At 66.5% G+C, this 22,649-nt stretch carries 16 protein-coding genes; 11 read left to right on the plus strand and 5 right to left on the minus strand.

Features of this window, described 5'->3' with window-relative positions; genetic code table 11:
• Nucleotides 1-108: 108 nt before the first annotated feature.
• The 6 genes from oxlT (at nt 109) to ACQR07_RS12085 (ending at nt 8,437) form a co-directional block, all read left to right on the plus strand.
• On the plus strand, nt 109-1,425 hold the full coding sequence (gene oxlT, locus ACQR07_RS12060; protein ID WP_434902512.1) for an oxalate/formate MFS antiporter: 1,317 nt from the start codon (nt 109-111) through the stop codon (nt 1,423-1,425).
• A gap of 225 nt (nt 1,426-1,650) precedes the next feature.
• Nucleotides 1,651-2,070 carry a CBS domain-containing protein gene (locus ACQR07_RS12065; protein ID WP_434871095.1) on the plus strand — a complete coding sequence of 140 codons (420 nt, stop codon included), beginning with the start codon at nt 1,651-1,653 and terminating at the stop codon, nt 2,068-2,070.
• A gap of 138 nt (nt 2,071-2,208) precedes the next feature.
• Entirely contained in the window at nt 2,209-3,177 is a 969-nt protein-coding gene (locus ACQR07_RS12070) for a zinc-binding dehydrogenase (RefSeq protein WP_434902513.1), read from the plus strand.
• A gap of 108 nt (nt 3,178-3,285) precedes the next feature.
• Nucleotides 3,286-4,674: a cation diffusion facilitator family transporter gene (locus ACQR07_RS12075; RefSeq protein WP_434902514.1), complete on the plus strand. Its 1,389-nt coding sequence runs from the start codon at nt 3,286-3,288 to the stop codon at nt 4,672-4,674.
• 207 nt (nt 4,675-4,881) lie between these two features.
• On the plus strand, nt 4,882-7,206 hold the full coding sequence (locus ACQR07_RS12080) for an ATP-binding protein (RefSeq protein WP_434902515.1): 2,325 nt from the start codon (nt 4,882-4,884) through the stop codon (nt 7,204-7,206).
• Nucleotides 7,207-8,128: 922 nt separating this feature from the next.
• Complete coding sequence (locus ACQR07_RS12085) at nt 8,129-8,437, plus strand: antibiotic biosynthesis monooxygenase (RefSeq protein ID WP_434902516.1); 309 nt, start codon at nt 8,129-8,131, stop codon at nt 8,435-8,437.
• Nucleotides 8,438-8,715: 278 nt separating this feature from the next.
• Here the strand turns inward: ACQR07_RS12085 and ACQR07_RS12090 are convergent, their stop codons facing one another.
• The gene (locus ACQR07_RS12090; protein ID WP_434868430.1) at nt 8,716-9,609 is read right to left on the minus strand and encodes a LysR family transcriptional regulator; all 894 of its coding nucleotides are present in this window, start codon (nt 9,607-9,609) and stop codon (nt 8,716-8,718) included.
• 262 nt (nt 9,610-9,871) lie between these two features.
• On the opposite strand from ACQR07_RS12090, the gene ACQR07_RS12095 reads away from it, so the two are divergent.
• From ACQR07_RS12095 to ACQR07_RS12115, 5 genes are read left to right on the plus strand one after another with little or no spacing between them, the layout of a single operon-like run.
• The gene (locus tag ACQR07_RS12095; protein ID WP_434902517.1) at nt 9,872-10,348 is read left to right on the plus strand and encodes a formate dehydrogenase subunit gamma; all 477 of its coding nucleotides are present in this window, start codon (nt 9,872-9,874) and stop codon (nt 10,346-10,348) included.
• The gene (locus ACQR07_RS12100) at nt 10,345-11,901 is read left to right on the plus strand and encodes a formate dehydrogenase beta subunit (protein ID WP_434902518.1); all 1,557 of its coding nucleotides are present in this window, start codon (nt 10,345-10,347) and stop codon (nt 11,899-11,901) included. Before ACQR07_RS12095 ends, ACQR07_RS12100 begins: the two co-directional genes overlap by 4 nt.
• Nucleotides 11,902-11,926: 25 nt before the next feature.
• Complete coding sequence (gene fdhF / locus ACQR07_RS12105; RefSeq protein ID WP_434902519.1) at nt 11,927-14,806, plus strand: formate dehydrogenase subunit alpha; 2,880 nt, start codon at nt 11,927-11,929, stop codon at nt 14,804-14,806.
• Nucleotides 14,807-14,819: 13 nt separating this feature from the next.
• Nucleotides 14,820-15,650, plus strand: coding sequence for a formate dehydrogenase accessory sulfurtransferase FdhD (fdhD, locus tag ACQR07_RS12110; protein ID WP_434902674.1), 831 nt, complete (start codon nt 14,820-14,822; stop codon nt 15,648-15,650).
• Entirely contained in the window at nt 15,640-15,885 is a 246-nt protein-coding gene (locus ACQR07_RS12115; RefSeq protein WP_434902520.1) for a formate dehydrogenase subunit delta, read from the plus strand. Before fdhD ends, ACQR07_RS12115 begins: the two co-directional genes overlap by 11 nt.
• A 36-nt stretch (nt 15,886-15,921) precedes the next feature.
• Here the strand turns inward: ACQR07_RS12115 and ACQR07_RS12120 are convergent, their stop codons facing one another.
• The 4 genes from ACQR07_RS12120 to ACQR07_RS12135 all read right to left on the minus strand — a co-directional run bounded on the left by ACQR07_RS12120 (nt 15,922) and on the right by ACQR07_RS12135 (nt 22,567).
• Complete coding sequence (locus ACQR07_RS12120) at nt 15,922-18,882, minus strand: bifunctional [glutamine synthetase] adenylyltransferase/[glutamine synthetase]-adenylyl-L-tyrosine phosphorylase (protein WP_434902521.1); 2,961 nt, start codon at nt 18,880-18,882, stop codon at nt 15,922-15,924.
• On the minus strand, nt 18,879-20,339 hold the full coding sequence (locus tag ACQR07_RS12125) for a sensor histidine kinase (protein ID WP_434902522.1): 1,461 nt from the start codon (nt 20,337-20,339) through the stop codon (nt 18,879-18,881). The genes ACQR07_RS12120 and ACQR07_RS12125 overlap by 4 nt, the downstream gene beginning before the upstream one ends.
• A 186-nt stretch (nt 20,340-20,525) precedes the next feature.
• Nucleotides 20,526-21,110: a hypothetical protein gene (locus ACQR07_RS12130; RefSeq protein ID WP_434902523.1), complete on the minus strand. Its 585-nt coding sequence runs from the start codon at nt 21,108-21,110 to the stop codon at nt 20,526-20,528.
• Nucleotides 21,107-22,567 (minus strand): PucC family protein, encoded by a 1,461-nt coding sequence (locus ACQR07_RS12135; protein WP_434902675.1) that lies wholly within the window; start codon nt 22,565-22,567, stop codon nt 21,107-21,109. Before ACQR07_RS12135 ends, ACQR07_RS12130 begins: the two co-directional genes overlap by 4 nt.
• Nucleotides 22,568-22,649: the final 82 nt, after the last annotated feature.

Consider the following 22,649-nt stretch of genomic DNA (forward strand, 5'->3'; position numbering starts at 1 on the left):
CGCAGGCCATATTGCGAGCTGGAATATATTATACCAGAATGCCTCATCGCAGGTCGGGAGGGCGCGGATCACAGCGGCCCCTCCAAGAGAACGCGTTTGGGAGGATTCATGGTTTCCAGCACAGAGGCATCGCCGACCGACTTGCCGCAATCCAGCGGCTTCCGGTGGGTCCAGCTCGCGATGGGCATCGTTTGCATGGCGATGATCGCGAACCTGCAATATGGCTGGACGCTGTTCGTCGATCCGATCGACGCCAAATTCCATTGGGGCCGCACCGCCATCCAGCTGGCCTTCACGATCTTCGTCGTGACCGAGACCTGGCTGGTGCCGGTCGAAGCCTGGTTCGTCGACAAATACGGTCCGCGCATCGTGATCATGTTCGGCGGCGTGATGATCGCGCTGGCCTGGGCGCTGAACTCCTACGCCGACTCGCTCACCCTGCTCTACGCCGCGGCAGTCGTCGGCGGCATCGGCGCGGGCGCGGTGTACGGCACCTGCGTCGGCAATGCGCTGAAATGGTTTCCCGACCGTCGCGGCCTCGCCGCCGGTGCCACCGCCGCCGGCTTCGGCGCGGGCGCTGCGCTCACCGTGGTGCCGATCGCCAGCATGATCGCCTCGAGCGGCTATCAGAGCGCGTTCTTCACCTTCGGCATCGGCCAGGGCCTGGTGGTGTTCGTGCTCGCCATCTTCCTGCGGCCGCCCACCAAGGCTGTGCCGGCGCGCAAGAAGCAGCTTAATTTGCCGCAGACCAAGATCGACTACACGCCGCCGCAGGTGCTGCGCGCCCCGATCTTCTGGATCATGTATCTCGTGTTCGTCATGGTGGCCTCGGGCGGCCTGATGACCGCGGCCCAGATCGCCCCGATCGCCCACGACTTCAAGATCGCCAACGAGCCGGTCACGCTCGCCGGCTTCCAGATGGCGGCGCTGACTTTCGCGATCTCGCTCGACCGCATCTTCGACGGCTTCGGCCGGCCGCTGTTCGGCTGGGTCTCGGACACCATCGGCCGTGAGCACACCATGTTCATCGCCTTCGGCACCGCGGCGCTGATGCTGCTGACGCTGTCGACCTACGGCCACAATCCGATCGTGTTCGTGCTCGCGACCGCGGTCTATTTCGGCGTGTTCGGCGAGATCTACAGCCTGTTCCCGGCCACCTCGGGCGACACCTTCGGCAGCAAATACGCCACGACCAATAACGGCATGCTCTACACGGCGAAGGGCACCGCCTCGCTGCTCGTCCCGCTCGCGAGCCTCATCTCGGCGAAATATGGCTGGCAGGCGGTGTTCGTCATCGGCGTCGGCCTCAACGCGACCGCCGCGCTGCTGGCGCTGTTCGTGATCAAGCCGCTGCGCCGCGCCTTCATTCTCGGCAAGGAGGCCGCCGTCGCCGAGCCGGCCGCGCAGGACGTCCGCACGGCGTGAGCCATCCACTTCTTCCCGCGACTGCAGGAGGCGCATCCCCCCGGTGCGCCTCTTTTTTTCTGTTCGCGCAGATTGAATGCCAGATGCCAGAGGCAACACAGTTCTGACAGCTCTACTGACCTTGTTTTGCCGAGATTTGCCTCGGAAACCACAAGATCCACATTGACATCTGGCATAACGTATACCAGACTTGCTCTCGTTCAAAACAACCAACGGGAGGGTGCCATGAAAGTCGGAGACATCCTGCGCAACAAGACGGCGCGCGTGATCACGGTGCGTATGAACGAGACCGTCGGCGTGGCCGCGCAGCTGATGCGCGCGAGCAATGTCAGCGCCCTCGTCGTCAAGGACGTCGTGCGTACCGAGGGCAATACCGCCGCCGGCATGTTCACCGAGCGTGACGTCGTGCGGGCCATCGCCGAGCACGGCGCCGCCGGCGTCAACATGAAGGTCTCGCAGTTGATCTCGCCGCAGCGGCTGATCTCCTGCAGCACCGAGGACACGCTCGAGCACGTCCGCCACCTGATGAACGTGCACCACATCCGCCACCTGCCCGTCATCGTCGACTTCGCGCTCGCCGGCGTCATCAGCATGCGCGACGTGTCGACCGCCTTCGACGAGGCGGAAGCCTCCGCCGCGGCCTGATCGGCAGAGCTGCGGCTCGCGATCGGTTCCATCGCGGATCAACACTTGTCGGAGCGACGGGCCGCCTGCTAGGCGGTCCGCAATCGAGAGCGACGGCACCGGGCCGTCGCCTCGCTTGTCCCGACAGGATGACCTGCGATGAAAGCCTATGTTTATGGCGCCCAGGGCGCCGCGATCACCGATGTCGCCGAGCCGACGCCGAAGGGCACGCAGGTTCTGATCCGCGTGCGCGCCTGCGGCCTCAACCGCGCCGATCTCGGCATGACCAAGGGTCATGCGCACGGCGCCGCCGGCGGTGTCGGCACCGTGCTCGGCATGGAGTGGGCCGGCGAGGTTGCCGAGCTCGGGCCCGATGCGACGGGGGTGAAGGTCGGCGACAAGGTGATGGGCTCGGGCGGCGCGGCGTTCGCCGAATACACCCTCGCCGATCACGGCCGGCTGTTCCACGCACCCTCCAACATGAACTTCGACGAGGCGGCGACGCTGCCGATCGCGCTCACGACGATGCACAATGCGGTCGTCACCAACGGCGCGCTGCAGCCCGGCCAGCGGGTGCTGATCCAGGGCGCGAGCTCCGGTGTCGGACTGATGGCGATGCAGATCGCCAAGCTCAAGGGCGCCTCGCTCGTGATCGGCTCCTCGACCGACCCGGCGCGTCGTGCGCGCCTCAAGGAGTTCGGCGCCGATCTCGCGATCGATTCGAGCGACCCGTCCTGGGTCGACCAGGTGCGCGAGGCCACCGGCGGCGACGGCGTCGACCTGATCGTCGACCAGGTCTCCGGCAGCGTCGCCAACCAGAACCTCGCCGCGACCAGGGTGCTCGGCCGCATCGTCAATGTCGGCCGGCTCGGCGGCACCCATGCCGACTTCAATTTCGACCTGCATGCGGCGCGCCGCATCACCTATGTCGGCGTCACCTTCCGGACCCGCTCGATCGAGGAGATCCGCGCGATCTTCGCCGAGGTGAAGCAGGACATCTGGAGCTCCGTGGAATCCCGGACGCTGCGGCTGCCGATCGACCGCGTCTTCGCCTTCGACGACATCGGCGCGGCGTTCGCCCACATGGAAGCCAACAAGCATCTCGGCAAGATCGTGGTGACCTTGTGAGCCCATTGTTCTGACATTTAGACGCAATCGAAACAGTGCGCGGCAAAGACGAGTTTGCCGCGCGATGCCGACTTTCACGGCGCGGCATCGGCTGCTAAATCCGCGGCCATGAAGGACGCCGTCTCTCATGTCGATTCCGGAAAGGCCCGCGTCGCTGCGATCTCGATCGCGGCGAGCGCGAGCATGGCCGCGGCGAAGTTCATCGTCGGCGTCCTGATCGGCAGTCTCGCTCTGGTCTCCGAGGCGCTGCACAGCGCCGTCGACGTCGTCGCCACCATCATCACCTGGATGGTGGTTCGGGTATCGGACCGGCCCGCCGACGACGAGCATCATTACGGCCATGGCAAGCTCGAGAGCCTGTCGGCGCTCGTCGTCATCGCCCTGCTCTACGTGCTGGCCGGCGGCGTGCTGGTCGAGTCCGTCAGCCGGCTGCGCGAGGCGGCGCCGCCGCCGTCGCTGTCGGCCATTCCGTTCGTCGTGCTGCTGATCGACATCGCGGTCAATTTCTGGCGCGCCCGCGCGCTGCACCGGGCGGCGCACGAGACCCACAGCCAGGCGCTCGCCGCCGATGCGCTGCATTTCGCCTCCGACGTGCTCGGCTCGGTCGCCGTCATCGCCGGCCTCGTCCTCACCGGGTTCGGCTTCTGGTGGGGCGACTCCGCCGCGGCCGTCGCGGTTGCCGTCATGATCTCCGTGCTTGGTCTCAGGCTGGCGCGCTCGACCGTGGAAACCCTGCTCGATCGCGCGCCGGACGGCGCGGCCGAGAAGGCGGATGCCGCGATCCGTTCGGTTGCCGGCGTGGTCGACGTCGAGCGTCTGCGCGTGCGGCTCGTAGGCGCCACGCATTTCGTCGATGCCACGGTGCAGGTGCCGCGCACCTACCCGATCGACCGCGTCGACGAGATCAAGCGCCAGGCTCAGGCCGCGGTCGACAAGACCCTGTCGGGCGCCGACGTCACCTTCACCACGGTGCCGGTCGCCTTGAGCAATGAGAGCGTGCGCGAGCGCATCATGGTGATCGCGCGCAATTCCGGCCTCGCCATCCACCACGTCACCGTCCACGACATCCGCGGACGGTTGATCGTCGCGATCGATCTCGAGGTCGACGGCGACATGACCCTGGTCGCCGCGCACGCGATCGCGCACGAGCTGGAGCGCTCGATCCGCGAGGAGTTTGGTGCCGACGTCGAGGTCGACACGCATATCGAGCCGCTGGAGCCGGAATTGCCGTTCGGCGTCGACGCCCCGGCGCAGCGCGTCGAAGAGATCGCCGCGGCCCTGCAGCGCTTCGCCGCCGAGACCGACATGTACGACGTGCACAACATCCGCGTCCGCAACACCGAGGCCGGCGAGATCGTCAACTTCCACTGCCGTGCCGCACCGTCGATGAGCGTGCTCAAGGTGCACGACAATGTCGACCATATCGAACGCGGACTGCGGCGCGCCTTCCCGACGGTCAAGCGCGTGATCAGTCACGCCGAGCCGCCGCACGGCTGAGCCCGTGATGTCACGTGGTGTTCTCGCTTCGGACTCCAGTTGCCGGCTTTTCGCCATGGCAAATCCGCATTGGATAAGATTTATTAGCTTTTGCCAAATCGTTGACTCTCGACAGCCCGACAAATCTGGATTCAAATTGACTTGATTCGGAAGTGGCTGGGGCTCTTTCGAAATTCGGGTATCCAGGAAGTTTCGGGGGTCTACAGCATGGCGCGTGCGCATGCCGCGAACGCGTGCGTCCAATCTTCTGATTCGATCAAAGGGTTGGCGCAATCGATCGCGAAACCGGCCTATCAAAGGCTGTTGACTGCAGAGCCGGTATTGCGTCGTGCTGTCCCTACTTTGATCATTGCCTTTCTCGTCACCATCTGTCTCGGCGCCTTCGTCCAGGTGCTCGACCAGAGCCGGCAGAAGCGCGGCGCGACCAAGCGCGACCTCGCGGCCATCTCCGACCTGCTGGCCGACCGCATCGCCCATCTGGCGATGCGCCCGGACCGGGTCGCCACCATCGAGCACCTGCAGGCCCTGCTGCCCGACCTGATCCCGAGCTGGGGCGCGTCGCCCGGTCGCCACGTCATCGTCACCGGCGCCGACCATCGCATCCTGGCCCGCGTCCCGGTCGATGCCGCGCTCGGCGAGAACGACCGCATCCTCGACCTGATCTCGACCGCGCAGCTGCTCGCCACGCCGGGCCTGCAGGGCGCGGTCACCGAGATCACGCTGCCGAACGGCCGCCCGGCCTTCGCGGTCTCGCAGCTGATCAAGGCGCTGCCCGGCCGCGTTGTCGTGATCCAGGAGAAGCTCGAGCCGATCTGGGGCTCGGACGCGGCGCTCTCGGTCACGCTGTCCGCTACGACAGGCTTCGTCGTGCTCATCCTCGGCTTCGCCTTCCACTGGCAGTCGACCCGCGCCCGCGAGGGCGACCTGATCAACGACGCCGTCCGCGGCCGCATCGACACCGCGCTGAACCGCGGCCGCTGCGGCCTGTGGGACTGGGACCTGTCGCGCGGCCGGATCTTCTGGTCGAACTCGATGTTCGAAATGCTCGGCCTCGACAACCGCAGCGACCTGCTCACCTTCGGCGAGGTCAATGCGCTGGTGAACTCCGACGACATCGACCTGTTCGCGATCGCCGACCAGCTCGTCGCCGGCGACATCCGCCAGATCGACCAGAGCTTCCGCATGCGCCACACCGAGGGCCACTGGATCTGGCTGCGGGTGCGCTGTGAGCTCAGCCAGGGCACCACCGCCTCCGGCATGCACCTGATCGGCATCGCCGTCGACATCACCGAGCAGAAGAGCCTGGCAGAGAAGACCGTCGAGGCCGATCTTCGGCTGCGCGACGCCATCGAGACGATCTCCGAGGCGTTCGTTCTCTGGGACGCCAACAACCGCCTGGTGCTGTGCAACTCGCACTTCCAGAAGCTGCACAAGCTGCCGGAGTCCGCCGTCATCCCCGGCACCTCCTACGAGACCGTCATCGAGGTCGGCAAGATGCCGGAGATCCGCACCCGGCTGCACGACAACAGCCAGCACGCGCAGGGCGGCCGCACCTTCGAGGCACAGCTCGACGACGGCAGCTGGCTGCACATCTCGGAGCGTCGCACCAAGGACGGCGGCTACGTCTCGGTCGGCACCGACATCACCCGCATCAAGGAGCACGAGCAGAAGCTCGTCGACAATGATCTGCGGCTGCGCGCCACCGTCATCGACCTGCAGCGCTCGCAGACCGCGCTGGAGCGGCAAGCGATCGAGCTCGCCGACCTCGCCGAGAAGTACTCGCAGGAAAAGACCCGGGCTGAGGAAGCCAACCAGACCAAGTCGAAATTCCTCGCCAACATGAGCCACGAGCTGCGCACGCCGCTCAACGCCATCATCGGCTTCTCCGAGATCATGGGCAGCGGCATGTTCGGCTCGCTCGGGTCGGAGAAGTACCAGGAATACTGCCACGACATCCTGACCTCCGGTCAGTATCTGCTCGAGGTGATCAACGACATCCTGGACATGTCGAAGATCGAGGCCGGGCGCATGAAGCTCGACATGGAGCCGCTCGACCTGGCCAAGACGCTCGCGGAGTCGCTGCGCGTCGTGTCCGGCCGCGCCCAGGACAAGAGCCTGGTGCTCGATGCCGACATCGAGGGCAGCATTCCGGTCATCGCCGACCGCCGCGCCACCAAGCAGATCATGGTGAACCTGCTGTCCAACGCGGTGAAGTTCACCCCCGAAGGCGGCCGCGTCACGATGCGCAGCCGGGTGTTCGAGGACAAGGTCGTGCTGATCATCGCCGACACCGGCATCGGCATCCCCGCGCAATCGCTGGCCCGGCTCGGCCGCCCGTTCGAGCAGGTCGAGAGCCAGATGACCAAGACCTATCACGGCTCCGGCCTGGGCCTCGCGATCGCCCGCTCGCTGACCCAGCTGCACGGCGGCTCGATGCGCCTGCGCTCGCGGATCGAGCTCGGCACCGTCGTCCGCGTCACCCTGCCCCGCGACGCGTACAAGGCCACGGCGAACATCTCGGTCGCGGCATAGGCGGCCCGGCTGCATCAACAACCACCGCTGTCGTCCCGGGCTTGACCCGGGACCCATAACCCCAGGCCGTCGTGCGAGGCACGCTCGTCGACCATCCTGCGCCTCATCTCCGCCGCGGCCTATGGATCCCGGGTCAAGCCCGGGACGACGCCTGAGGATCGAAATAACATCTCAAACAACCATGGACCTCGGCGCGTCCAACATGATTGGACGTGATCGCGCAGTCTCGCGGCACATGATGCCCGAGTGATGCGATCAGTTCTGCCCCTCGACGATGCAAAGGGCGCAGGGAAGGCCAGGCGTCGGCTGACGCCTGCGGCCCGCCTGCGAAAAAAATGCAGGCGGCAGGTACCACAGGTGCAGCCGGACGAACCCGGCCTTCCCTGCGCGACGGTCTTAACGCTTATACGCAGTCTGCCTGGTGCGCCGGGCTTGTTGGCCACCATTCGCGACAACGCGCTTTCGCACATTGCGCGGGACACCAGCGTCGGGGTGCCAGCACGCTGCGACTTCACGTCCGCGCCAAACCGTTCGTCCGCGCATCCCCTCAAGGACACGCTGCGGCTCATCGCGGCCATCGCCTCCCCGCCTCGCGTGTCGTGACGATCGCGCGCAACGCCCCTTTGCATGAGGCGGGATGCGCACAGGAAGACACGGGAGTTGAGTTCTGAAAACAAGAATATTTTTCGCCGCGCATCTGGACAGCGTGTCGCGCCTTGAAAACGCTGGCGAAATCCGGCGTCGCGCGCACACGGTCTTCGGCACGCGTGACGGCGTTTCACGCCGCGTGGCGAGCGCCACTCTGCCCGTCGGGCAAATCAATCAAAGTGAAGAAACACGCCGTCAGCCGCAGCAATTTTCGCCAAGTGCGAGCCGCGGGCGCGTGCGATGACCAGCGCACGATCGCATGGAGGAGAGACGGATGCTGAAGCGAGTTTGGCGCGGCTGGACCAGCCCGGAGAATGCAGATGCCTACGAGCAGCTGCTGCGCTCGACGATCTTTCCAGACATCATTGGTCGGAAGATCGACGGATTTCTCGGCATCGAGCTGCTGCGCAGACCGCTCGGGACCGAGATCGAGTTCATGACGATCATGACCTTCACCGACCATGACGCGATCGTGCGCTTTGCCGGGCCGGCGCATGCGACGGCAGTCGTGCCGCCGGCGGCACGAGAGCTGCTCAGTCGTTACGATGCGGAGGCAGCGCACTACGATCTGCGGATCGCATGACCGGCGGCCGAGGACCTCTGGTGCAGGCGTTGTGGCATCAGATCGGTTTGGCCACCGGCACCGGTCCGCGCTCGAGAATCCTGGATTGCTTCGCTGCGCTCGCAATGACGCGTGGAGAGAGGCGTGCTCTGTCACTGCCTATCGTGCGAGCCCAGGTCCGGACGGAACGGTTTGGCACCGTCATTGCGAGCGCAGCGAAGCAATCCAGGGGCCGCTAGCTGAGCTGCCAACGACGGCCGTGAAAATCTAGCTTGAAGCGCGCCGACACCCTTCGCGCCTTACGCCTGCAGGCTCGGCGCGACCTCGCGCGCGACCTGCACCAGCGCCGCGATCAGCGGGGTCATCGGGTCGCGCTGCGGGATGACGAGGCCGATCTGGTAGTTGATCACGGGGTCGACGATCGGGATCGAGCGCACCTTGTCGGCGAGGCCGAGCGTCTCGGCGAGCTTGGCCGGCATCACGCTGGCCCATCGGCCGGTCTTCACATGGGTGTAGAGCACGAGCAGCGAATTGGACGTCAGCGTCGGCGTCACCTCGTTGCCGGCAGCCTTCAGCGCGCGGTCGATGATGCGGCGGTTCTGCATGTCCGGCGTCAACAGGCACAGCGGCACTTGGCCAACCTCCTGCCAGGTCACCTGCTCGCGATCGCCGAACATGCCGTCTGGCGCGGTCAGCAGCCGGTAGCTCTCGTTGTACAGCGGGATGGTTCTGACACGGCCAATCGGCTCGTTCTCGATGTAGGTCAGGCCGGCATCGACCTCGAGGTTCTCCAACAGGCCGAGCACGTCCGCGGAGGTGCACGACATGATGCGGAACCGCACCTCCGGGTGCCGGGCGCGGAACGGGGTCGTCAGCGACGCAACCATGCCGAGCACGGTCGGCACCGCCGCGATCCGGATCTCGCCCGACAGCTTGTCCTTGAGGCCATTGATTTCCTGGCGCATCGCCCGGAAATCGCCGACGATCCGGCGCGCCCAGTCCAGGGTGCGCTCGCCCTCCGGGGTGAACCCCTGGAACCGCGATCCCCGCTGCACCAGCATGACGCCGAGGATCTCCTCGAGCTGCTTGATGCTGGTCGACATCGTCGGCTGGGTGACGCCGCAGGCTTCGGCCGCACGGCCGAAATGACGCTCCTTGGCCAGCGCCAGCAGCAGTTCGAGCTTGTCGATCAAGGGGGCGGCCTTCCAGCGGTTGAGTGGCCCGGTTCCGCACGTTTCGGGCGCCTCCGGGCAGGGTAAAACCCTATCACGACGAGGGGGTGCCGGACACGGGTAAAACACGCCGCATGACGGTCGCGAGAAGGTCCGTTTTTCGTCAACTTGTAGCTACCTCACGATTGCGTTTCGCTATCGCAGCACGGGACTGCTTTATTGATATCTGGAGCGTTTCCAACTTGTATGTGCGAAACGCTTGCAACGCAGAATCGGGATCAGGATGACGCCGGTGTACGAAAGTTGGGACGCGGCGCGCGGCGCCGAGATCATCGCCGAACATGGCCAGATGGAGGGAGCAACCTTGCCGATCCTCCATGCGTTGCAGGAGGCGTTCGGCTACGTGCCCGAGGATGCCCTTCCGATGATCGCATCCGCTCTCAACCTGTCGCGCGCCGAGGTTTACGGCGTGTTCACGTTCTACCATGATTTCCGGGCCAAGAAGGCCGGCCGTCACGTGCTGAAGCTGTGCCGCGCCGAGGCCTGCCAGGCCGCTGGCGGCGATGCGCTCGCAGCGCGTGCCGAGGCCAAGCTCGGCATCGCCATGGGCAACACCACGGCCGACGAGCGTGTGACGCTGGAGCCGATCTACTGCCTCGGCCTGTGCGCGACAGCGCCGTCGGCAATGATCGACGGCCGGCTGGTCGGCCGGCTCGACGAAGCCCGGATCGATGCCCTCGTTTCGGAGGCACAACGATGAGCGTGCGTCTTTTTGTCCCGTGTGATGCCGGCGCGCTCGCCGTCGGCGCCGATGAGGTCGCGCAGGCGCTGCACGGCGCGGCGCTCGCGCGCGGTGTCGAGATCGAGATCGTCCGCAACGGCTCGCGTGGGTTGTACTGGCTGGAGCCGCTGGTCGAATTGCAGACCGCGCAAGGCCGGTTCGGCTTCGGCCCCGTCACCGCCGACGACGCGTCCTCGCTGCTCGACGCCATCATCGCCGACAAGCCGCACAAGCTCTCGCTCGGGCTGACCGAGGAGATCCCGTGGCTGAAGCGGCAGACCCGCCTCACCTTCGCCCGCTGCGGCGTCGTCGATCCGCTCTCGCTCGAGGACTACCGCGCCCATGGCGGCTACAAGGGTCTCACGCGCGCCCTGACCTTGTCGCCGGACGCCGTCATTGCCGAGGTCACGACCTCCGGCCTGCGCGGCCGCGGCGGCGCCGGCTTCCCGACCGGCATCAAGTGGAAGACGGTGTCGCAGACCGCGGCGGACCGCAAATACGTCATCTGCAACGCCGACGAGGGCGACAGCGGCACCTTCGCCGACCGCATGCTGATGGAAGGCGACCCCTTCGTGCTGATCGAAGGCATGACCATCTGCGGCATCGCAGTGGGCGCCACCAAGGGCTACATCTACACGCGCTCGGAATATCCGCACGCGATCGCGACCATGACCAAGGCGATCCACATCGCCAAGAAGGCCGGCCTGCTCGGCGACAAGATCGCGGGCTCGAACTACAATTTCGATCTCGAGGTCCGCACCGGCGCCGGCGCCTATGTCTGCGGCGAAGAGACCGCGTTGATGGAGAGCCTCGAGGGCAAGCGCGGCCTGGTACGCGCCAAGCCGCCGCTGCCCGCGCATCACGGCCTGTTCGGCAAGCCGACCGTCGTCAACAATTTGCTGTCGTTCGCGGCGATCCCCTTCATCCTCGACGAGGGCGCCAAGGCCTATGCCGAGTTCGGCATGGGACGCTCGCGCGGCACGATGCCGATCCAGATCGCCGGGAACGTCAGATACGGCGGCCTGTTCGAGACCGCGTTCGGCATCACGCTGGGCGAACTGGTCGAGGAGATCGGCGGCGGCACCTTCACCGGCCGTCCTGTCCGTGCGGTGCAGGTCGGCGGCCCGCTCGGCGCCTACTTCCCGCGCGCGCTGTTCGACACGCCGTTCGACTACGAGGCGTTCACCGCCAAGGAGGGCCTGATCGGCCATGGCGGCATCGTCGTGTTCGACGACACCGTCGACATGTCGAAGCAGGCGCGCTTCGCGATGGAGTTCTGCGCCATCGAATCCTGCGGCAAGTGCACGCCCTGCCGTATCGGCTCGACGCGCGGCGCCGAGACCATCGACAAGATCCGCCGCGGCGAGCGCGTCGCCGAGAACATCGCCCTGGTCGAAGACCTCTGCGGCACTATGAAGCTCGGATCGCTCTGTGCACTCGGGGGCTTCACGCCCTACCCTGTGCTCTCGGCGCTGAAGCACTTCCGCGAAGACTTCGGACCTCAGCAGCCGCGCCTGCAGGCTGCGGAATAGAATTTCGGGAATAAGGACACCAGCCATGTCGCTCATCCACGAAACCGATTACGGCACACCGCTCTCCAAGTCCGAGAAGATGGTCACCCTGACCATCGACGGCCAGAGCATCAGCGTCCCCGAGGGCACCTCGATCATGCGCGCGGCCATGGAGGCCGGCACGCAGATCCCGAAGCTGTGCGCGACCGACATGGTCGACGCGTTCGGCTCCTGCCGCCTCTGCCTCGTCGAGGTCGAGGGCCGCGCCGGCACGCCGGCCTCGTGCACCACGCCGGTGGCCGCGGGCCTCGTCGTGCACACCCAGACCGAGCGGCTGAAGAAGCTGCGCAAGGGCGTGATGGAGCTGTACATCTCCGACCACCCGCTCGACTGCCTCACCTGCGCCGCGAATGGCGATTGCGAGCTGCAGGACATGGCCGGCGCGGTCGGCCTGCGCGATGTGCGCTACGGCAACCAGGGTGAGAACCACGTGTTCGCCGACGCTTGCGGCGAAGCCAATCCGGCCTGGCTGCCGAAGGACGAGTCGAACCCCTACTTCACCTATGATCCCTCCAAATGCATCGTCTGCTCGCGCTGCGTCCGCGCCTGCGAGGAAGTGCAAGGCACGTTCGCGCTGACCATCTCGGGCCGCGGCTTCGACAGCCGGGTGTCGCCGGGCATGAGCGAGAGCTTCCTGGGCTCCGAATGCGTCTCCTGCGGCGCCTGCGTGCAGGCCTGCCCGACCGCGACCCTGACCGAGAAGAGCGTGATCGAGATCGGCCAGCCGGAGCATTCGGCGGTCACCACCTGCGCCTATTGCGGCGTCGGCTGCACCTTCAAGGCGGAGATGCGCGGCGAGGAAGTCGTGCGCATGGTGCCCTACAAGGACGGCAAGGCCAATCGCGGCCATTCCTGCGTCAAGGGCCGCTTCGCCTGGGGCTACGCCACCCACAAGGAGCGTATCCTCAAGCCGATGATCCGCGAGACCATCGACCAGCCCTGGCGCGAGGTCTCCTATGACGAGGCCTTCACCTTCGCGGCCCAGAAGATGCGCGGCATCCAGGCCAAGTATGGCCGCGACTCAATCGGCGGCATCACCTCGTCCCGCTGCACCAACGAGGAGACCTACCTGGTGCAGAAGCTGATCCGCGCCGGCTTCGGCAACAACAACGTCGACACCTGCGCCCGCGTCTGCCACTCGCCGACCGGCTACGGCCTCGCCACCACCTTCGGCACCTCGGCCGGCACGCAGGACTTCGACTCGGTCGAAGACAGCGACGTGATCATGGTGATCGGCGCCAACCCGACCGATGCGCATCCAGTGTTCGGCTCGCGCATGAAGAAGCGGCTGCGCCAGGGCGCCAAGCTGATCGTGGTCGATCCGCGCAAGATCGACCTCGTGAATTCCGCGCACGTCAAGGCCGACTATCACCTGCCGCTGCTGCCCGGCACCAACGTCGCGATCATGACCGCGCTGGCGCATGTCATCGTCACCGAGGGCCTCGTCGACGAAGCCTTCGTGCGCGAGCGCTGCGACTGGAGCGAATTCCAGGACTGGGCGGAGTTCGTTTCGCTGGAGAAGAACAGCCCCGAGGCGATCGCCAGCATCTCCGGCGTCGACCCCGAAGCGATCCGCGGCGCGGCCCGGCTGTACGCCAAGGGCGGCAACGGCGCGATCTACTACGGCCTTGGAGTCACCGAGCACAGCCAGGGCTCGACCACGGTGATCGCGATCGCCAACCTGGCGATGGCCACCGGCAATATCGGCCGCCGCGGCGTCGGCGTGAACCCGTTGCGCGGCCAGAACAACGTGCAGGGCTCCTGCGACATGGGCTCGTTCCCGCACGAGCTGCCGGGCTACCGGCACATCTCGGGCGACGCCGTGCGCGACCAGTTCGAGGCGATGTGGAACGTCAAGCTCAACCCTGAGCCGGGCCTGCGCATCCCCAACATGTTCGACTCCGCGATCGACGGCACCTTCATGGGCCTCTACGTCCAGGGCGAGGACATCCTGCAGTCCGATCCGAACACCAAGCACGTCGTGCAGGCGCTGTCGTCGATGGAATGCGTCATCGTGCAGGACCTGTTCCTGAACGAGACCGCCAACTACGCCCACGTCTTCCTGCCCGGCTCGACCTTCCTGGAGAAGGACGGCACCTTCACCAACGCCGAGCGCCGCATCCAGCGCGTGCGCAAGGTGATGACCCCGCGCAACGGCCTCGCCGACTGGGAGGTCACGATCGGGCTGGCCAAGGCGATGGGCTTCGAGATGAAGTACAGCCACCCGTCCGAGATCATGTACGAGATCGCGGCGCTGACGCCGACCTTCACCGGCGTCTCCTATCAGAAGCTCGAGGAGATGGGCTCGGTGCAGTGGCCCTGCAACGAGAAGTTCCCCGAGGGTTCGCCGATCATGCATGTCGACGGCTTCGTCCGCGGCAAGGGCAAGTTCGTGGTCACCGAATATGTCGCAACCGACGAGCGGACCGGACCACGTTTTCCGCTGCTGCTCACCACCGGCCGCATCCTGTCGCAGTACAATGTCGGCGCCCAGACGCGGCGCACCGACAACGTGGTGTGGCATGGCGAGGACGTGCTGGAGATCCATCCGCACGACGCCGAGCAGCGCGGCATTCGCGACGGCGACTGGGTGCGGCTGACCAGCCGCGCCGGCGAGACCACGCTGCATGCACTGATCTCGGAGCGCGTGGCGCCGGGCGTGGTCTACACCACGTTCCACCACCCGCTGACGCAGGCCAACGTCATCACCACCGACTATTCCGACTGGGCGACCAACTGCCCCGAGTACAAGGTCACGGCGGTGCAGGTGTCGCAGTCCAACGGTCCGTCGGACTGGCAGAAGGCGTATGACGAGCAGGCCCGCAACTCGCGCCGCATCGCCCCGATCGTGGAGGCGGCGGAGTAGCATGACCGATGCAGTGCGCATCGCGGATCGTCTGGTCTGGCGCGACGGAGCCCTCACCGAGGGCCACCGCCGCGTGCCGGAGGAGACTGCGGTCGCGCTGACCTACAATGGCGGCACCCAGGCCGTCATGATGGCGACGCCGCAGGACCTCTCCGACTTCGCCATCGGCTTCAGCCTCAACGAGGGCCTCATCACGAGCCGCGACGACATCACCTCGCTCGATGTCGTCGAGCTCGACGACGGCATCGAGCTGCGGATGTGGCTCCCCGATGCGTTCGCCGAACGCCTCGCCGAGCGCCGCCGCAACATCGCCGGGCCCACCGGCTGCGGCCTGTGCGGGATCGACTCCCTCGCCGAAGCCGTGCGGCCGGCCGCGCATGTCCCCCAGGGCCGACGCTTCACGCCGCGCGAGATCATGACGGCGCTCGCCGCGATCGAGCCGCTGCAGAAGCTCAATCACGAGACCCGCGCCGTGCACGCCGCGGCGTTCTGGACGCCCGCGCGCGGCATCGTTGCACTTCGCGAGGACGTCGGCCGTCACAACGCGCTCGACAAGCTTGCCGGCCACCTCACGCAGACGCACAGCACGGCGAGCGAAGGCCTCGTCATCATGACCAGCCGCGTCTCAGTCGAGCTGGTGCAGAAGGCTGCGGCGATGGGTGCGCCCATTCTGGTCGCGGTGTCAGCACCGACCGCGCTCGCCATCCGCATGGCCGAGGCTGCCGGCATCACGCTGATTGCGGTGGCCCGCAATGACGGCTTCGAAATCTTCACCCATCCCGAGCGGATCAGCCCCGAGGCTGGCGCGCGCTCCCCACACACGGACAAGTCCCATGTCGCATAGCAGCACTCACGATCGCCTCGTCTACATGGCCAACCAGATCGGAAAATTCTTCCAGAGCCAGGGCCACGACAAGGAAGTCGCCGGCGTCGCCGAGCACATCAAGAAGTTCTGGGACCCGCGCATGCTGAAGACGATCTACGCCCACCACGACGCCGGCGGCGCCGGGTTGGACCCAGCGGTGAACGAAGCGATCGGCAGGCTGAAGGCCGCGGCCGTGGCGAAAGAGAAGGCGTAGCCCCCACCACGACGCTGGGCGATCGGCTCCCAGATCCTACTCCCCCTCCAGCAGCGCCGTGAACACGCGGCGCACCTCGCCTTGCGTTTCGCGCAGGCGCGCCTCCAGCGCCGAGAAGTCCGGTGCGTCGCCGGCACGCGCCAGTACCCGCAAGAGGTCCTCGCCGGCTTGATCCGGCTTGAACTTGTCGCTGACGCACAGACGCAGGATCTGCGTCAGATCATGATAGAGCCGCGCCGCCTGGCGCAGGATCACGGCATCCGAGCGCGACAGCACCTCGAGCCGCTCGGCATGATCGAGCACCTGCAGCGAGCTGACGTCGAGAATCTCCGGCTTCGTCGCCGCGTGGACGAGCTGCAGATACTGCGCGACGAAGTCGATATCGACCATGCCGCCGGCGGCGTGCTTGAGGTCCCACAGATCCGCCTCGCCCTTCTCGGCCGCAATCGCCCGGCGCATGTCGGCCACGTCGCGGGCGATCGCCTCGGCGTCGCGCGGGCGCTGTAGCGCCGCCTGAATGATGGCCTCGACGCGCGCGCGGAACGCCGGCGAGGCCGAGATCACCCGCGCGCGCGTCAGCGCCATGTGCTCCCAGGTCCACGCCTCCTGTTCCTGATAATGCGCGAAGGAATCGATGTGGGATGCGAGCGGGCCGGCGCGGCCCGACGGCCGCAGCCGCATGTCGATGTCGTACAGCACGCCGTAATTGGTGCGCGAGGTGAAGGCCGAGATCAGCCGCTGCGTGAAGCGCGCGAAGTAGTGCGCGCCCTGCAGCGGGCGCTCGCCATCCGAGTCCGGCTCGTCGGCGTCGAAATCATACAGCAGGATCAGATCGAGATCCGACGAGGCCGTCATCTCGCGCGCCCCGAGCCGGCCCATCGCGATGATCGCCGTCTCCTGCCCCTTGATGCGGCCGTGCTGGGCGGCGAAGTGCTCGGTCACGAGATCATGCACGGTGTGCACGATGCCCTCGGCGACGTCGGCGAACGCAGTCCCAGCCTGCTGCGCCGACACAGTCCCTGAGAGAATGCGCGTGCCGATCAGGAACAGGCTCTCCTGGCCGAACAGCCTGAGACGATCGAGGAATTCCTCATAGGTGCCGGCATCCTGCAGCGTCGCGGCCAGACGCTGCGACAGCTCGCGCTGGTCCGGCATCGCGCCGAAGAAGCGCGGATCGATCAGGCCGTCCATCAGCCGCGGCTGCCGCGCCAGCATGTCACTGAGCCGCGGCGCCGCACCGAGCACGAGCGCCACCAGCGCGACGAGATCGCGGTTCTGCCCGAGCAAGGTGATCAGGCGGCCGCCGAGCTGCAGCGCCTGCAGGAAGCCGTCGAACGCGACCACGGCGCGATCCGGCTCGTCGGCGTGAGCGAGACCGTCGATCAGCGCAGGCAGGAACTCGGTGAAGCTGGCACGGGTCGCCTCAGAGCGGAACACGCGGTACTCGCCCGCCAGCCATCGCTGCAACGTCTTCGCGACCATGAGCGGATCGCGGAAACCGAGCGAGGCCAGATGCTCCAGCAGGCGATGTTCGTCGGGGCCGGCGCCGTAGTTCACCGGCGGCAGGCTCACCGTCCCCGTGGGATCGCCTTCGAACAGCCGGGCATAGTGCCCCTGCACCACGCCGAGCTGGAACAGAAGATCGGTCGCGAAAGCCTCACGGGTCTCATAGCCGAAGAAGCACGCGAACCGCCCTACTCCTTCGACGTCGTCGGGCAGACTGTGGATCTGCTCGTCCGCCATCATCTGCAGGCGGTGCTCGACCCGGCGCAGGAACTGGTAGGCCACACCGAGTTCGTCGCGCGCCTGCGCCGTGATCCAGTTGCTGCTCGTGAGCACGTCGAGCGCCTGCAAGGTCGGACGTACGCGCAGTTCGGGATGGCGGCCGCCGGCGATCAATTGCTGGGTCTGGGCGAAGAACTCGATCTCGCGGATGCCGCCGCGGCCGACCTTGACGTTGTGGCCCTCGACCGCGATCTCGCTGTGGCCGCGATAGACCTGCATCTGCCGCTTCATGTCGTGGACGTCGGTCAACGCCTGGAAGTCGAGATGCTTGCGCCAAACGAACGGCGACAGCTCGGCGATCATGGCCTCGCCCACGACGACGTCGCCGGCACAGACGCGCGCCTTGATCATCGCGGCGCGCTCCCAGGTGCGGCCTTCGCGCTCGTAGTAGTGCAGCGCCGCCTCGGTCGACATCGCCACCTGCGTGGAGGCGGGGTCGGGCCGCAGCCGCAGGTCGACACGGAACACGTAGCCGTCGGCGGTCCGGCTCTGCAACAGCCGCGCCAGCGCCTGGGTGACGCGGACAAAGAACGGCTGCGGCTCGATGTCGCGGGCGAGCGAATGACTCTCGGGATCGAAGAACACGATCAGGTCGATGTCGCTCGAATAGTTCAGCTCGCCCGCGCCCATCTTGCCCATCGCGAGCACGAACAGGCCGCAGCCCTGCTCCGGGTCGTCGGCGTCGACGGGCGCGAGCCGGCCGCGCACCGTTTCCTGGCGCAGCAGATGGCGCAATGCCATCTGCACCGAGGACACCGCGACGTCGGTCAGCGCCGACGTCACCTGCATCACCGGCCAGATCCCGCCGATGTCGCACAAGGCGATCAACAGCGCTGCCTCCGCCTTCAGCTGCCGCAGCAGCCGCATCACCTCGGCCTCGTTGCCGGCAGCGAACACCTCGCGGCCGGTGCGCGCGATCAGGTCAGTGAGATGCGACGTCGGCTCACAGCGCAGCAGGCGCTCGAAGCGGTGGGCGTCGGCGCGGATGAGGTCGAACAGATAGGGTGAGCACTCGGCGATGCCGAGCAGGATGGTTCGCGCCCAGCCATCGGCGAGCAGTTCTGTCAAAGCAGCTGACTGGGCGGGCTCGAGCTCGGCGAGCCAGTCTTGCAGGCGGTGTTCGGCTTTGTCGGGCGCACGGACATGCGGGCCGGCTACGAAACGCCCGGCCAGAAGCCGCCCGTCCGCGTTTCCCGGCGCGGATGAGGTCATGCGGCCTTCTGTGGCACATCCTGCGTCGGCGCCGCAAGCTTCGCGGGCACGCCCGCACCGGCGGGCAGAACGAGCGTTGCGGTCAACCCCGGCCTGGCGTCGGCGAGCCTGAGTTCACCGCCATGCAAGGTCGCAACGGCGGAGGCGAGACTGAGTCCGAGCCCGGAACCCGGCAAGGTGCGGCTCGCTTCGAGACGCACGAAACGTTCCACTGCGCGCTTGCGCTCGGCCTCTGGAATGCCTTCGCCATGATCCGTGACGCTGAGCAGCACCTGGCCGCCCTCGCGCCGTGCCTCGATCACAATCTCACGGCTTGCAGCCGCCGCAACCGGATCGAGCGGCAGCGCCGCCGGCTTGCCGTATTTGATGGCGTTCTCGACGAGATTGGCGAGCGCTTGGCTGATCAGCTCGCGATTGCCGTGCACCGGCGCCGCTGCAGCCTTGACGCGTAGCGTCATCTCGTTGTCCTCGGCGAGCGGCTCGTACAGTTCGTGAATGCCGCCGGCCACGTCGGCTGCGTCGAACTCGACCATGTCGCCGCGCGCCTGCCCGGACTCGGCGCGGGCGATCATCAGCAGCGCATTGAAGGTGCGGATCAGGCCGTCGGACTCCTCGATCGTACGCTCCAGCGCGCTGCGATATTCCTCTTCCGAGCGCGACTTCGCCAGCGCCTCCTCGGCGCGGTTGCGCAAGCGCGTCAGCGGCGTCTTCAGATCGTGCGCGATGTTGTCGGAGACCTCCTTGAGGCCGGTCATCAGCGCCTCGATGCGTTCCAGCATCGCGTTCAGATTCTCGGCCAGGCGGTCGAGCTCGTCGCCGCTGCGCCCGACCGGCAGACGCCCCGAAAGGTCACCGGCCATGATCGTGCGGGTCGTGCCGGTCATGGCATCGATTCGGTGCAGCACCCGCCGCGCGACGAAGATGCCGCCGCCGATGCCGAGCACGACGACCACCAGCACCGACCATTGCGCCGCCTTCGCGACGATGCCGAACAGCCGCCGCCGCTCCTCGAGATCGCGGCCGATCAGCAGACGAAAGCCGCTCTCCAGCTGCGTGACATAGACCAGCGCGCGATGGTTATGCTCGCTGCCGTCGTCGAGCCTGCGATAGAACGTCTCCGACCAGCCGGACGAGCCCATCACGCCGGGCGCAAGCGAGCCGACATTGCCGGCGATCATCTGCCCCGTCGGCGTGGTGATGAGATAGAGATTGGCCCCGGGCCGCAGCGCGCGGCTCTCGATCGCGCCGACGATCCCGCGCAGGCCCCAGCGGGAGAAGATGTCGGTCATCTCGCCGATCTCGGAGCTGACCGTGGTCGAGATCTGCTCGGTGATGAGCCGGCGGGTGTTCCAAGCGAAATAGCCGAGCAGCGAGGCGGCGAACAGCGCAAACAACAGCAGATAGACCAGCGTCAGCCGGAACGCCGTGGTCCTTATCAGCTTGCCGAAAGCCGTCACTAACCTGCCCTCAAAGCGCTCAACCTCCCGGCCGTTCAGGCCAGATTGTCGAACTTATCAAACGGGCAGGCCGGCCAGAAGTGACAAAGCGTTCATGAACGGGCCGGTCATCCGCGGATGGCCCGGCATTGCAGCGTCTTTCCACGGACGACAAGCCCGCGCAATCCAGCCGATTGCGGCCGGCATTTACCGTCGCGCGGATCGTCCGGTGAGCGTCGGCAGGCCCAACAGCGAGGACAGTGGCGTCGGATCGCGGCTGAGCAGCGCCAGATTGAACGACGAGGCCCCCGGATCGGACGACTTCAGCAGGGGAATACCCAAGACCGCCGACAGCGAGAACGTGCTGCTCGCAAGCTCCGGGACGTTCCAGAACTTGGCAAACGGCGTCGGATCGTCGAGCAGGACAGGTATCTGAAGGATGCACGACATCGGCGTCGCTTCGTCCCACGGCATCACATGGCTCTCGGGCTCGGTGATGCCCGACTCGATCGGACCGTACTTGCCGAGGATCCGCAGCGCCTTGCCGGCGCCGGTGAACGGCGCGTGCACGGTCACCAGGGATCCGCCTCTGCGGATCCCCTGCGCGTAGACACGCGCGTGAGACTTCAGGACGTATCCCCGGGTGATGGCCGCGATGAGATCGTCATCGGACTCGCCCACGCTGTTGCTCGAGACGAGATGGACTTCGGAATAGCCCGCGTGCTCGAGCTCCAGCTTTGCGTTCGCAGCCTGCGCAGGCGTTGGGTACATCCGACAGATCGTCTGGCTCATGGCTCTTTCCATTCTAATGTGGTGCGGACTTCGCACTTGTCGTGCCGCACTCTCGACCTGACGCTCCGGTCCGAAGAAAGCCCGAGCTCGCCGGGGCGAACGAGACGGGCCATGATCAACAGCGTGGCAAGCAGCATGACGATTTCCAACGCGTAGACCGAAACATATCCCGCCGCGGCGCCCAGTGCGTTCTGCGGTGCTGCGGCAGCCACGAGGTCACGGATGACCCCGCCGAGCGCGATCGCCACGCCGGCGGCCGAAGCCTGAACCGCTCCCCAGGCGCCGAGAGCGAGGCCGGTCTGCTCATGCGGCGCCGACTTCATGGTGGCGGTCAGGGTTCCGTGGCCGAACAGGCCGGCACCGAAGCCGATCAGAAACGTGCCGACGGCAAACAGCGCGGCGGACGACAGCGGCGCGGCGGCGATCACCGCCATGAACGCCGGGATGCCGGCCAGCACGCCATAGCCGGCCATGCGGAACGGATCGAAGCCGCGGCTCAGGATTCGCGATGCCAGGCCGAACCCGGACAGACCGCCAACTGCAAGAGCCGCAGTGAGCTTGGTGGTGTCTCCCACCGTCAGGTGCAGGATCTGCCCGCCATAGGGTTCGAGCAGGACATCCTCCATGCTGAACGCCATGGTGCCGAGGCCGATGGTCACGAGCCGGCGCATCGCCTGCCCGCCGCTGACATAGCTGTCCCAGGATTCCTGGAAGCTGGGCTGCCGCCGGGCCGTCGTCGTCGCGCGACCGCGCGCCTCCATCTTCCACAGTGCCGTGGCGTTGAACACGATGGTCGCGACGGCAGTGCCCTGGATGACCTGGACCAGACGCGCCGGACTGAAATCCGCGAGCAGGATGCCGAACAACAGCGCGCTGGCGATGGTGCCGAACAGCAGCATCACATACATCAGCCCGACCACCTTCGGCTGCGACTCAACCGGCGCAAGATCCGTCGCGAGGGCGAGCCCGACGGTCTGGGTCGTATGCAAACCGACCCCGACCAGCAGGAAGGACAGCGCGGCGCCGAGCTGACCGATCCAGGCCGGCGCGCCGGCAGCCTGACCGCCACCGGACAGCACGAGCAGCGCGAACGGCATGATGGCGAGGCCGCCGAACTGCAGCATCGTCCCCTTGTAGATGAAGGGCACGCGCTTCCAGCCGAGTTCGGAGCGGTGCGTATCGGAGCGGAATCCGATCACGGCACGGAACGGAGCGAAGATCAGCGGCAGCGACAGCATGATGCCGACGAGCGATGCCGGAACCCCGAGTTCGACGATCATCACACGATTGAGCGTGCCGATCAGAAGCACCAGCGACATGCCCACCGAAACCTGAAACAGCGACAGCCGAAGCAGCCGGGAGAGCGGCAGATCGGGCGTCGCGGCGTCTGCAAAGGGCAGGAAGCGTGATCCCAACCCGATCCAGCTCTTCATCAAATTCTGGCTGACACGGTTCATCATCACTGAGATCAACGGTTCATCATCACTGGAATCGTCCGAGCAGATGCGCACCTTCGTTCAGGGGCGCGCCGGCTTTCGT

The organism is Bradyrhizobium sp. HKCCYLS20291 (assembly GCF_051167715.1).
Classification (GTDB): Bacteria; Pseudomonadota; Alphaproteobacteria; order Rhizobiales; family Xanthobacteraceae; genus Bradyrhizobium.